This window comes from Citrobacter sp. wls829 (assembly GCF_005280825.1).
Lineage (GTDB): Bacteria > Pseudomonadota > Gammaproteobacteria > Enterobacterales > Enterobacteriaceae > Citrobacter > Citrobacter gillenii.
Genome location: NZ_SZWP01000100.1, coordinates 72,678 through 85,154, shown reverse-complemented (window position 1 = coordinate 85,154; position 12,477 = coordinate 72,678). Strand labels below are relative to the sequence as shown.

Here is a 12,477-nt window from a genome sequence, read left to right as displayed (position 1 = left end):
CAAAAAAGCGCTGAAAAGCGCTTTTTTTACGGGCCGTAGAAACAAAAAAACACCCGTCAGGGTGCTTAATGTATTGGTTGCGGGGGCCGGATTTGAACCGACGACCTTCGGGTTATGAGCCCGACGAGCTACCAGGCTGCTCCACCCCGCGTCACCGTACTGCTTTCTATTTTATCAAATTTGATTGGTTGCGGGGGCCGGATTTGAACCGACGACCTTCGGGTTATGAGCCCGACGAGCTACCAGGCTGCTCCACCCCGCGTCCGTCTTTTTGCTTTGTATTTCAAACCACATCGGCGTTGGCTTTCCTCGTTCACCTCAGTCACTTACTGGAGTAAGCTCCTAAGGATTCACTGCGTTGCCGCCTTGCTGTGATTCGAACTACTTCGCAAAAATCTTACATCAAATTTTAATTGGTTGCGGGGGCCAGATTTGAACTGACGACCTTCGGGTTATGAGCCCGACGAGCTACCAGGCTGCTCCACCCCGCGTCCGTGGATGCGCACTATACTCTGCTAACGATTTCATGCAACCTTTTTTTACGTGGATCACTGTTTTAGGATGAAAATGAACAAAAACAACGCATTTCGGTCTATTTTTTGTTCAAAATTTGCCTTGAGGTATGTATTCGCATTTCATTAGGTTCAGGGGTTTGTTATCTTCATCTCGCATTCAGGCAACTTAAGACGAGAACAATGAAAGGACGTTGGGCAAAATATCTTCTGGCGGGGGCGGTAGTCGTGATGCTCGCCGCGTGTTCCTCTAAACCCACCGATCGTGGGCAGCAGTATAAAGACGGGAAATTGACCCAGCCTTTCTCACTGGTGAATCAGCCCGATGCGGTTGGCGCACCGATCAATGCCGGTGATTTTGCCGAGCAGGTAAATCAGATCCGCAGTTCCTCACCGCGTTTATATGGCAATCAGAGCAACGTCTACAACGCTATCCAGGAATGGTTACGCGCGGGCGGTGATACGCGCAGTATGCGCCAGTTCGGTATTGATGCCTGGCAAATGGAAGGGGCGGATAACTATGGTAACGTTCAGTTCACCGGCTACTACACGCCGGTCATCCAGGCGCGCCATACGCGTCAGGGGGAATTTCAGTACCCTATCTACCGCATGCCGCCAAAACGCGGACGCTTACCAACGCGTGCTGAAATCTACGCCGGGGCGCTGAGTGACAACTATATTCTGGCCTACAGCAACTCCCTGATGGATAACTTCATTATGGATGTGCAGGGTAGCGGCTATATCGACTTCGGCGATGGCAGCCCGCTTAACTTCTTTAGCTATGCCGGGAAAAACGGTCATGCCTACCGCAGTATTGGTAAAGTACTGATCGACCGTGGCGAAGTGAAGAAAGAAGATATGTCGATGCAGGCGATCCGCCACTGGGGCGAAACACACAGCGAAGCCGAAGTACGTGAGCTGCTGGAGCAAAACCCGTCGTTCGTCTTCTTTAAACCACAATCTTATGCTCCGGTTAAAGGTGCCAGCGCAGTGCCGCTGATTGGCCGCGCATCGGTTGCTTCCGATCGCAGCATTATTCCAGCCGGTACGACGTTACTGGCAGAAGTCCCGCTGCTGGATAATAACGGCAAATTTACCGGTCAGTATGAACTGCGCTTGATGGTGGCACTGGATGTCGGTGGCGCTATCAAAGGCCAGCACTTTGATATCTACCAGGGTATCGGTGCCGATGCCGGACATCGCGCAGGTTGGTATAATCACTATGGTCGCGTCTGGGTGCTGAAGTCATCCGGCAGCGCGGGTAACGTATTTAGCGGCTAGTTGCCTGGCGGCTAGCCTTATCAGGCCTACAAATTAGCGCGTAGGCCGGATAAGCGAAGCGCCATCCGGCTATGAAACGACACTCAGGGCGGCATTGTCCGCTCTTTTTGTTTTCTATATCTGAGGTTCTATGTCAGTGGTAATAAGCGACGCCTGGCGTCAGCGTTTTGGTGGCACCGCGCGTCTGTATGGTGAAAATGCCCTGCAATTGTTTGCCGGGGCGCATGTTTGCGTGGTCGGGATTGGTGGCGTGGGCTCGTGGGCGGCGGAAGCACTGGCGCGTACTGGTATTGGCTCGATTACGCTCATCGATATGGATGATGTGTGCGTCACCAATACTAACCGTCAGATCCATGCCCTGCGAGATACCGTCGGCCAGGCGAAAGCTGAGGTGATGGCCGAGCGGATACGCCAGATTAACCCAGAGTGTCGGGTTAATGTTGTTGACGATTTTGTCACGCCAGATAATGTTGCTGAGTATATGAACGCGGGCTTTTCGTATGTCATTGACGCTATCGACAGCGTGCGCCCGAAAGCGGCGCTGATTGCTTACTGTCGACGCAATAAAATTCCGCTGGTCACCACCGGTGGCGCGGGGGGGCAGATCGACCCCACGCAGATTCAGGTCGTTGATCTGGCAAAAACCATTCAGGATCCGCTGGCGGCGAAGTTACGTGAGCGGCTAAAAAGCGATTTTGGCGTGGTGAAGAACAGTAAAGGCAAGCTGGGTGTGGACTGCGTGTTCTCGACCGAAGCGCTGGTGTACCCGCAGGCTGACGGCTCCGTGTGTGCTATGAAGGCGACGGCTGAAGGGCCGAAACGTATGGATTGTGCATCCGGATTTGGCGCGGCCACCATGGTGACCGCAACCTTTGGCTTTGTTGCCGTGTCTCACGCACTGAAGAAGATGATGGCGAAAGCCGCACGTCAACCCTGATTGTGTCGGATGGCGCTACACTTATCCGACCTACGGTTTGTGTGGCGTTGTCGGCCGGATAAGACGCATCAGCGTTGCCATCCGGCATCCTGAACTGCCCCAATGAGCGCATTCAACCCTTGGCTGCGCGAGGCGCTAAGCTGCGCGCGTAAACCCAATTCATCAAAGAACGCCATTGGCGAATGCGTCTGTAACTCGGCGGCGGTTTTGCCCTCGACGGCGGTGAGTAAAACCGCCAGCAGACCGCGCACGATACGTCCTTCGCTGTCGCCAAAAAAATGCAGGGTGCCATTATCCTGCAGGGTATACCCCAGCCAGACGCGGTTTTCGCATCCGGCAATTTCTTTGGCCTGTGCCTTCAGCGCATCCGACAGAGCCGGAAGCTGCTTACCGAGCAGGATCAACTGACGGTATTTATCTTCCCATTGGTTGAGTGGGAGAAAGGTATTGCGTAATGTCTCTTCGGTTACGGTTGTGCCAAACGGGTGTCCGGCGAGCAGAGGAGTTGTCATTAATCCACCAATATTTCCAGCGCGCGGTCAACGGCTGTGACCAACGCATCCACATCACTTTGGCTATTATAAGGTGCAAATGAGGCGCGCAGGGTGCCTGAAACGCCAAGTTCTGCTAACAGCGGCTGTGCGCAGTGCTGTCCTGCACGCAACGCAATGCCATATTCGGCCAGCAGCGTGACCATATCGCTGTGGTGCACCCCGGCGAAGTCAAAGGCTAACAAGCTGGAATCCTGACAGCGGAAGGAGCGGAATCCAGGCCGTTTTGCCAACGCATCTTCCGCCAGCGTCGCCAGGCCACGGCTCCAGCTCTCGGCCTGAACAATGTCGATATCCGCCAGCCATTCCAGCGCCGCGCTCAGGCCGATGACTCCGGCCACGTTAGGCGTACCCGCTTCCAGCTTCCACGGTGCTGCCTGAGTGGTGAACCCCTCAAAGCTGACCTCGCTAATCATCTTACCACCGCCGAGCCAGGGTGACATGGCGTCCAGTAGCTCAGGCTTACCGTACAGTGCGCCAATGCCGGTTGGGCCATACAGCTTGTGGCCCGAGAAGGCATAGAAATCAATATCTAACTGCTGAACGTCGGCGGGAAAATGCACCACACCCTGGGCGCCGTCTACCATCACCACCATTCCTGCCGCGTGGGCAAGTGTAATCGCGCGCGCTAAATCCGGGCAGCCGCCGGTGACGTTAGACATCTGTCCCAGCGCCAGTATGCGACTGCGCGGGGTGATGAGCTCGGGCAAACGCTCAACATCAGGAAGTAACTGCGCGTTGAGCGGCAGTCTGACGACCCTGGCCCCGGTTTGCTGGGCGACCATCAGCCAGGGAACGAGGTTGGCGTGATGTTCTGCCACGCTAACGATGATCTCATCACCCGGCTGCAAGCGTGGGCGCGCGTAGCTTTGCGCCACCATATTGATGGCCTCTGTCGTGCCGCGGGTCCAGACGATGGTTTTGTCATCCGGCGCGTTGATCAGTCGGGCGACTTTTTCCCGTGCTGCCTCATAGCGAGCGGTCAGGCGCTGGGCTTCGGCAAACTGGCTGCGATGGACGTTCCCGGCGCTCAGGCTATAAAACTGATGCGTAGCTTCAATAACCGTCTGCGGCTTGAGCGCCGTGGCGGCACTGTCGAGATAGACGCCAGCATCATTGAGTGCGGGAAACTGTGCGCGAAACTGCGCGGGGTTAAAAGCGTTCATGGGATTCCTCAGTTCAATACCCCGATCGTGGCGCAAAAAGGGCGCTGGCACAAGGGTAACCCTAAGCATCGGAATCCTCTGGATATCCTGGTGAAATCAGACCAGTGTCTTATGCTAGATAATGTTGGGCGAAGATTTTTGCCTGTTATGAAATTCGTTTTATCTAGCATAAATCGCTTTAAGGAGAAGAATATGAAAAAGACTGCCGCCATTATCTCTGCCTGTATGCTGACTTTTGCCCTGAGCGCCTGTTCTGGTTCGAACTATGTTATGCACACCAACGATGGTCGGACAATCGTGTCTGATGGTAAGCCAAAGACCGATGATGAAACGGGAATGATTTCGTACAAGGACGCTAACGGCAACAAACAGCAGATTAACCGTACTGACGTGAAAGAGATGGTAGAACTGGAGAACTAGCCGCTCGGCCATCGATAAAACGCAGACAAAAAAAAGCACCGCAAATTGGCGGTGCTACATTAATCACTATGGACAGACAGGGTAAATGTACAGGAAGTGAAAAAGGGTAGCTTTGCTACCATGGTCTGAATCGCAGACCAATTGCAAACACAACAACACAACATCACAACCGTAAGCCAAAAGCCCACCAGAACACGCATTCCGATAAAACTTTTCGTTCCGGCTTCAGGAAGTGCCGCCACTATAGGTATTTGCTGGTAGAACCTCAACGGACAATTTATAATGGCTCAGATTAAAAAAACTAATAGGTTACAGCCTGTTAGATAACTGTTAAATTCATTTAACATCAAAGCCTAAAAGTCATGTCAAAACGATTACCACCCTTAAATGCGTTACGTGTTTTTGATGCCGCGGCGCGTCATTTGAGCTTTACTCGCGCAGCAGAAGAGCTTTTTGTGACGCAGGCCGCAGTAAGTCACCAAATCAAGTCACTCGAGGATTTCCTAGGGCTGAAGCTGTTCCGTCGACGCAATCGATCTCTTCTGTTGACGGAAGAAGGCCAAAGCTACTTTCTCGACATCAAAGAGATTTTTTCGCAATTAACCGATGCGACGCGTAAACTTCAGGCACGCAGTGCAAAAGGTGCGCTTACCGTCAGTTTATTGCCTAGTTTTGCCATTCAATGGCTGGTGCCCAGACTCTCTAGCTTTAACTCAGCTTATCCGGGAATCGACGTCAGGATCCAGGCGGTTGACCGTCAGGAAGATAAACTGGCTGACGATGTTGACGTGGCGATTTTTTATGGTCGCGGCAACTGGCCTGGCCTGCGCGTAGAAAAATTGTACGCAGAATATCTGTTGCCGGTCTGCTCTCCTTTATTGCTCACCGGCGATAAACCGCTGAAGACGCCAGAGGATCTGGCAAAGCACACGTTATTGCATGATGCTTCTCGCCGCGACTGGCAGGCCTATACGCGCCAGCTTGGGTTGAATCATATTAACGTTCAGCAGGGACCTATCTTCAGCCATAGCGCCATGGTGCTACAGGCTGCCATCCATGGACAGGGTGTTGCGCTGGCCAATAACGTGATGTCGCAATCAGAAATTGAAGCGGGCCGTCTGGTTTGCCCGTTTAATGATGTGTTGGTCAGCAAAAACGCGTTTTATCTGGTTTGTCATGACAGTCAGGCAGAACTGGGTAAAATAGCCGCCTTCCGTCAGTGGATTCTGGCGAAAGCGGCCACTGAACAAGAAAAATTCCGCTTTCGTTACGAACAATAATTTACGTAGGGTATTAACATGACCAGCCGTTTTATGCTGATTTTTGCCGCCATAAGTGGCTTTATCTTTGTTGCTCTGGGCGCGTTTGGGGCTCACGTGCTAAGCAAAACGCTTGGCGTTGTTGAAATGGGTTGGATCCAGACCGGTCTTGAGTATCAGGCGTTTCATACGCTGGCTATTTTTGGTCTGGCCGTCGCCATGCAGCGACGTATCAGCATTTGGTTTTACTGGAGTAGCGTGTTCATGGCATTGGGCACCGTGCTGTTTAGCGGTAGCCTGTATTGCCTCGCGCTCTCTCATTTACGCCTGTGGGCGTTTGTTACCCCGGTCGGTGGTTTCAGCTTCCTGGTAGGTTGGGCGCTGATGTTAGTGGGTGCTATTCGATTGAAACGTAAGGGCGTTAGCCATGAATAAGGTTGTATTGTTGTGTCGCCCGGGTTTTGAGAAAGAGTGCGCCGCAGAAATTACGGATAAAGCAACACGCCGGGAAGTGTTCGGCTTTGCCCGCGTGAAAGACAATGAGGGGTACGTGACTTTTGAGTGCTATCAGCAGGGGGATGCTGAAAAGCTCGTAAAAGAGTTGCCGTTTAGCTCGCTGATTTTTGCTCGCCAGATGTTTGTTGTCGGCGAGTTGCTGCAATATTTACCGCCGGAAGACCGCATTACGCCGATTGTTGGCATGTTGCAGGGCGTGGTGGAGAAGGGTGGCGATCTGCGTGTCGAAGTGGCCGACACTAACGAAAGCAAAGAACTGGTGAAGTTTTGCCGCAAATTTACCGTACCGCTACGTGCGGCGCTGCGCGAAGCGGGCGTGCTGGCAAAGTATGAGACACCAAAGCGCCCGGTTGTCCACGTGTTCTTTATTGCGCCGGGCTGTTGTTACACCGGTTATTCCTGGCCTGACAACAACTCGCCGTTTTACATGGGGATCCCACGTCTGAAGTTCCCGGCCGATGCGCCGAGTCGCTCAACGCTGAAGCTGGAAGAAGCGCTGCATGTCTTTATTCCGGCCGATGAGTGGGATGAGCGTCTGGCAAACGGCATGTATGCGGTGGATTTAGGCGCATGTCCTGGCGGCTGGACCTATCAGCTGGTCAAACGCAACATGTGGGTTTACTCCGTGGACAATGGTCCGATGGCGCAAAGCCTGATGGATACCGGACAGGTTACCTGGCTGCGTGAAGACGGATTTAAGTACCGTCCGAATCGTAGCAACATTTCGTGGATGGTTTGCGATATGGTGGAGAAGCCGGCGAAAGTTGCCGCGCTGATGGCGCAGTGGCTGGTCAATGGCTGGTGTCGTGAGACGATTTTCAATCTCAAACTGCCGATGAAAAAACGCTACGAAGAAGTGTCGCAAAACCTGGCATATATTCAGGAGCAGTTGGATGAACACAACATCAATGCACAAATTCAGGCGCGTCAGCTGTACCATGACCGCGAAGAAGTGACTGTGCACGTGCGCCGTCTGTGGGCGGCTGTTGGTGGTCGTCGCGACGAGCGATAAGACGCCCGGGCCGGATGACGCATACGTTTATCCGGCCTGGATTACCGCACCGTCTGTCTGCTGTTCACCCGAAATAATATGCGTGACCTCTTCCAGATGCCCGATCCGGGCCTCGCCAGAACGATCTAACTTACTTTTATCGAAAAGCAGCAATGACTGTGATGCACGCTTGAGCAGAATAGATTTGAACTCCGCGTTGCGGCTGTTGGAATCCCAAAGCGTGCCGCTGCTATCGATCCCGGCACAGGAAAAAATAAACAGGTCGATGTCGAGGGATTTCAACTGAGAAATGAGCGACGGATTCACGTAGCAACCGTCCTTACGCTCCAGCCTACCGCCTGAGCAGATGAGCTGAATATGTTTACGTTTGGCCAGTTCCTGGCAAATGGGCTGACTGTTGGTAAATACCTGGATGTTGATATCCGGCAACTGTCGGGCCAGATACCAGCAGGTCGAGCTGGCGTCCAGGGCTATCACCATGCCTTCTTCTATCCATGTCAGCGCTTCCCGTGCGGCATCGGCTTTATGCGCATGATGGCTGTTACGTCGAATGTGAAACGGGTCGCCGCTGTTTTGATTTTCCCGCTGAATGACCCTGGCGCATCCGTGGCTGCGCAGGACTTTGCCCTGGGTTTGTAGTTCGCTGAGATCGCGGCGGATAGTCTCTTTACTGACGTTCAGCTGCAAAGCCAAAACTTCAGTGGTCAGGTTTTGATGGTGAATGAGCAAGTCTACTATCGCCTGCTGGCGCGCCGCTTTCATGGTCCGATCCTCATCGTTGGATGAATGCCCGCCTCTGACGGGCACCCCGATCAGAGATTACGGTGTTACGCCTTTTTTCAAAAGAATATTTCCGTACTTTGCCCGCTCGCCGGTGATAACGACAGCAAACGCCTTTTGCGCCCGCTCGTAGAATGCATAGCGATCAATGCGCGTGATACCCGGGCCGCTCGCCGGCAAAGCGAGCGCATCGCGATAACGCTCTTCGACGCTTGGGTCGAGTGAATCCCCTTCAACGGGCGCCATCATCACCAGCGGCGGAGCGTAACTGTCCAGTTCAAACAACGGAATAATCGCCTGTAGCAGGGCGTCGACCTGCAGGCCGTCGGCGCGGATCACCTGTGGCCCCATGCTGTGCGCGGGGAAATGAGCATCGGAAAAGATGATTTCATCGCCGTGACCCATTTCAGCCAGCACTTTCAGCAGGTCGGGGGAAATTAAAGGCGAAATCGTTTTTAGCATGTCACTCAACTCCTGTGAGTTCGGGTTCAGTTTGCGGATAGAAATAACGATACTGGTAGTGCACCTGGGCGCGAGCCTGCTCCGGTGAGGTAAATTCCCCAATGCCCGACCAGGCAAACATCGCCGCCCCGGCGACGGTGGTTTCGGCGTCATCCAGCACTTTGATCGGGATACCCAGAACGTTGGCTTTAATCTGATTCCACAGCGCGTTACGACTTCCCCCGCCAACCAGCAGCAGCTCTGTCGCCTGGAAGTGACCGATGGTCTCCAGTGTCTGTAGATTTTGCTGCAGCCGGTGGGTGAGCCCCTCCAGTGCCGCACGGTATAAATGTCCCCGTGTGCTGTTGAGCGTGACGCCCTGCCAACCCGCGTTCGCGCCGGTGAGCAGATCGCACTGCATTTTTACCCCATCAGCCCCAGCCGGAATGGCGTTGGCTTCATCGATGAGCGTTTGCCACGGCGTATCGGCAGTCCACAGCAGCTTGCGTACCCATTCGAGGACGCCGGAAGCCAACCATTGCATACCGGGATTGTACAGCCCTGCGTGGCTGTCCAGCTCGCAGGTGGAGCCGGAATACTGGCTCAGCAGTGGGGTATTCACCTGCGCGCTGCGCACCATCAAAATTTCCCATGTGCCGGAGGAGAGCACCGGTTCGTCCGGCTGTGCGCCCGCGCCAAAGAGAGCGAACTGTGTATCATGTCCGGCGGAAATGACCGGAATGCCCGTCGGCAGCCCGAGCAATGTTGCCGTGGCGCTTTGCAACGTCCCAATATGCTCGCCTGCTTCGACGAGGCGGGGAAACAGTCGGCGTGGAATGCCGGCTGCCTGCAAAATGTCGGGGCTGAACTCTCGCTGATGGATATTCAGCAGCTGGCTGGTGCCCGCCATGGTGATATCCGTCGTGAATTCACCGGTTAAGCGATGATTAAGAAGCGAGGAGATAAATAGCCAGGCGTGCGCCCGTTCCAGTAATTGCGGATGGTTTTCTTTGAGCCACACCAGTTTATACAGGGTGTTAAAGCTGAAGGCGCCGACGCCGGAGATGTCCTGCAACTGCTGTGGTGTCATCAGGCGGCTGATATTGGCCATCACGGCGGCGGTGCGTGGGCATTTCCAGCTGATTACCGGATAAAGCAGTTCGCCATTCTCATCAACCAGCGCGCCGTCTACGCCAAACGTGGTGACGGTAATCCCGCGGATTTGGCGGGTAGACAGTTCAGGTGACAGGCGGTGGCAGCAGTCGGCAAAGCGTTGCAGAATGGCATCCAGGGACCACTGATGCCAGGTGCTGTTTTCTGAGGCGATATCACTGGCGTTCGGTGTGGAGGCACGGGCAACGATGTTTCCCTGACGGTCAACGGCAATGGCCCGCACGTTGGTCGCGCCACAGTCGAGGACCAGTATAACGTCTTGTTTCATAGCCACTCCAAATGTTGCCGGATGGCGCTGCGCTTATCCGGCCTACACATTTTACAGTTGTAGGCCCGGTAAGCTTGCGCCACCGGGCAGAGTCGCATTAACGTTTATACAGCGGGCCATAGTTCTGGCAGGCGCGATAATCCTGGCCTTCGCTGTCCATACCGTGCGCAGCCCAGGCTGAAGGACGATAGATTTTCTCTTCTTCCACGTTGTGCATACACACCGGAATACGCAGCATGGCGGCAAGGGTAATAAAGTCTGCGCCAACGTGACCAATGGTCAGCACACCGTGGTTCGCACCCCAGTTCGCCATCACCGAGTAAACGTCGCTGAACGGACCTTTACCGGTTAAGCGCGGAGCAAACCAGGTCGTTGGCCAGGTGGAGTTGGTGCGGGCATCGAGCTGGTCGTGCATGTCTTTCGGCAATTCCACGCTCCAGCCTTCGGCTATCTGCAGCACCGGCCCCAGACCTTTGATGATATTGATACGGGTCATGGTGAACGGCACGCCGCCTTCGGTCAGGAAGCGAGAGGAGTAGCCGCCGCCGCGGAAGTATTCATGAATAGCTGGGCACCATTCGGTTGCCGCCAGGCAATCATCCACCTCTTGCTGGGAGATTTCCCAGTGCGGTTTCATGGTCGGTTTGCCATCGCTGTCACGCTGTTTGCAGGAGCCGTCCAGCGCCGCAGATCCGGAGTTGATCAGGTGGATAATACCGTGCTCGGCAAGGCCGGTCAGCGGCTGGCCGGTGACGCGTTGCACCGCTTCCGGCGACCAGTAGGTGCGAACATCGGCAAAGACCTGCGCGGTACCGGTAAGCTGGCGGCCGAACAGCATTGCCACACCGTTCAGACTGTCGTTTTCGGTGGCAACCACATACGGCTCGCGCACGCCGTTCCAGTCAAATGAGCTGTTCAGCAGGGCTTCGGCGGTGTCGCCGTTCGGGTATTGATCGGTCCAGTGACGCTGGCCCTGGAAGCCCGCGGCAATGGCGTTGAAGCCCAGCGACTCTTCGACCAGGCCTTTTTCAGCCAGCGTCTTGTTACCCTGCATCATGTCGCGAATACACATTGCCATCAGCAGGCTTTCTTTCAGCACGGCGCGGCTTTGCTCTTCATTGCGTTTGTACTGCTGGGCATTCTGATCTTCGCCATAGCGGAAGTTTTTGTCCGCCCACGCCAGCGCAATCTCCAGCTCGGTTTCGTCATAGATTTTTTGGTCAATACGACGACGCAGTTCGGTCATATCAACCGGCTGAACCTTCATGCCCAGCCAGGATTCAAAGAAGTTATGATCGACGATGGATCCTGCGATCCCCATTGAAACGCCGCCCACGGACAGATAGCTTTTGCCTTTCATACTGGCAACGGCCAGGCCTGCACGGCTAAAGCGCAGCAGTTTTTCTTCAACATCGGCGGGAATGGTGGTGTCACCCGCATCCTGCACGTCATGGCCGTAAATCGAGAAAGCAGGCAGACCTTTTTGGTTATGCGCAGCCAGCGCCGCAGCCAGATAAACAGCGCCAGGACGTTCCGTTCCGTTGAAGCCCCAGATGGCTTTTGGACGCATTGGGTCCATGTCGATGGTTTCGCTGCCGTAGCACCAGCATGGTGTCACGGTGATCGTCACGCCGACATTTTGGCTACTGAATTTTTCTTCGCAGGCGGCGGATTCAGCCATCCCGGCAATGCAGGTGTCTGCAATTACGCACTCAATCTGTGCGCCACAGGCGTGACGAAGTTTCTCGCTGATAAGCGCAGCAGTGGCTTTCGCCATATTCATGGTTTGTTCTTCGAGCGACTCGCGTACACCCATACGACGCCCATCAATCACCGGACGAATACCGATTTTCGGTAAACTCATTTTGTTCATTCGAGGTTCCTCATCTCACTTTATGCCGTGCTGCAAAAGCGGATGGAGGACACCACTGTCGCAGTTGGCTGAATTTTTTATTTTTGCTAACTCGAGTTAGCTTAGGTATCAGCGAGTTTTTTGCACAACTTTTTTGTTGCGGAACTGTGAGAGGCCTCACGAGAAGTGGTTAAAATTCGATCTGCGTCAAATAAATAAATGTACGTATTTAAGTTAATTTTCTTTTTAATTAATGAGATACAATAAATTGTCTGTCCAGTGTCACAGTTTTAAACCAAATGATTTGGT

At 54.1% G+C, this 12,477-nt stretch carries 12 protein-coding genes and 3 tRNA genes; 6 read left to right on the top strand and 9 right to left on the bottom strand.

The window, feature by feature from the left end; genetic code table 11:
- Positions 1 to 74: 74 nt before the first annotated feature.
- From FDW88_RS19285 to FDW88_RS19275, 3 genes are all read right to left on the bottom strand, one after another.
- Positions 75 to 151, bottom strand: a tRNA-Met gene (locus tag FDW88_RS19285).
- A gap of 34 nt (positions 152 to 185) precedes the next feature.
- A tRNA-Met gene (locus tag FDW88_RS19280) sits at positions 186 to 262 on the bottom strand.
- 152 nt (positions 263 to 414) lie between these two features.
- Positions 415 to 491 (bottom strand) — tRNA-Met (locus tag FDW88_RS19275).
- 204 nt (positions 492 to 695) lie between these two features.
- Here FDW88_RS19275 and mltA point away from each other — a divergent pair.
- A complete protein-coding gene (mltA, locus tag FDW88_RS19270; RefSeq protein ID WP_096755869.1) occupies positions 696 to 1,793 on the top strand; it encodes a murein transglycosylase A in 1,098 nt (365 codons plus the stop codon).
- 130 nt (positions 1,794 to 1,923) lie between these two features.
- Complete coding sequence (gene tcdA / locus FDW88_RS19265) at positions 1,924 to 2,730, top strand: tRNA cyclic N6-threonylcarbamoyladenosine(37) synthase TcdA (protein WP_135911469.1); 807 nt, start codon at positions 1,924 to 1,926, stop codon at positions 2,728 to 2,730.
- Between the two features lie 68 nt (positions 2,731 to 2,798).
- Here tcdA and csdE read toward each other — a convergent pair whose 3' ends face one another.
- Positions 2,799 to 3,242 carry a cysteine desulfurase sulfur acceptor subunit CsdE gene (gene csdE, locus FDW88_RS19260; protein ID WP_137363179.1) on the bottom strand — a complete coding sequence of 148 codons (444 nt, stop codon included), beginning with the start codon at positions 3,240 to 3,242 and terminating at the stop codon, positions 2,799 to 2,801.
- Positions 3,242 to 4,447, bottom strand: coding sequence for a cysteine desulfurase CsdA (gene csdA / locus FDW88_RS19255; protein WP_117343125.1), 1,206 nt, complete (start codon positions 4,445 to 4,447; stop codon positions 3,242 to 3,244). The genes csdE and csdA overlap by 1 nt, the downstream gene beginning before the upstream one ends.
- Before the next feature lie 192 nt (positions 4,448 to 4,639).
- On the opposite strand from csdA, the gene FDW88_RS19250 reads away from it, so the two are divergent.
- From FDW88_RS19250 to rlmM, 4 genes are all read left to right on the top strand, one after another.
- A complete protein-coding gene (locus tag FDW88_RS19250; protein ID WP_096755873.1) occupies positions 4,640 to 4,867 on the top strand; it encodes a YgdI/YgdR family lipoprotein in 228 nt (75 codons plus the stop codon).
- A gap of 362 nt (positions 4,868 to 5,229) precedes the next feature.
- Entirely contained in the window at positions 5,230 to 6,147 is a 918-nt protein-coding gene (gcvA, locus tag FDW88_RS19245) for a glycine cleavage system transcriptional regulator GcvA (protein WP_096755874.1), read from the top strand.
- Positions 6,148 to 6,165: 18 nt separating this feature from the next.
- A complete protein-coding gene (locus FDW88_RS19240; RefSeq protein ID WP_096755875.1) occupies positions 6,166 to 6,561 on the top strand; it encodes a DUF423 domain-containing protein in 396 nt (131 codons plus the stop codon).
- Positions 6,554 to 7,654, top strand: coding sequence for a 23S rRNA (cytidine(2498)-2'-O)-methyltransferase RlmM (gene rlmM, locus FDW88_RS19235; protein ID WP_137363178.1), 1,101 nt, complete (start codon positions 6,554 to 6,556; stop codon positions 7,652 to 7,654). The genes FDW88_RS19240 and rlmM overlap by 8 nt, the downstream gene beginning before the upstream one ends.
- Before the next feature lie 27 nt (positions 7,655 to 7,681).
- On the opposite strand, the gene fucR is transcribed toward rlmM, so the two are convergent.
- The 4 genes from fucR to fucI all read right to left on the bottom strand — a co-directional run bounded on the left by fucR (position 7,682) and on the right by fucI (position 12,189).
- Positions 7,682 to 8,416: an L-fucose operon activator gene (gene fucR, locus FDW88_RS19230; RefSeq protein WP_096755877.1), complete on the bottom strand. Its 735-nt coding sequence runs from the start codon at positions 8,414 to 8,416 to the stop codon at positions 7,682 to 7,684.
- Between the two features lie 57 nt (positions 8,417 to 8,473).
- On the bottom strand, positions 8,474 to 8,896 hold the full coding sequence (fucU, locus tag FDW88_RS19225) for an L-fucose mutarotase (RefSeq protein WP_137363177.1): 423 nt from the start codon (positions 8,894 to 8,896) through the stop codon (positions 8,474 to 8,476).
- 1 nt (position 8,897) lies between these two features.
- Positions 8,898 to 10,316 carry an L-fuculokinase gene (gene fucK, locus FDW88_RS19220; protein WP_137363176.1) on the bottom strand — a complete coding sequence of 473 codons (1,419 nt, stop codon included), beginning with the start codon at positions 10,314 to 10,316 and terminating at the stop codon, positions 8,898 to 8,900.
- Between the two features lie 97 nt (positions 10,317 to 10,413).
- Positions 10,414 to 12,189 (bottom strand): L-fucose isomerase, encoded by a 1,776-nt coding sequence (gene fucI, locus FDW88_RS19215; RefSeq protein ID WP_137363175.1) that lies wholly within the window; start codon positions 12,187 to 12,189, stop codon positions 10,414 to 10,416.
- Positions 12,190 to 12,477 lie beyond the last annotated feature (288 nt).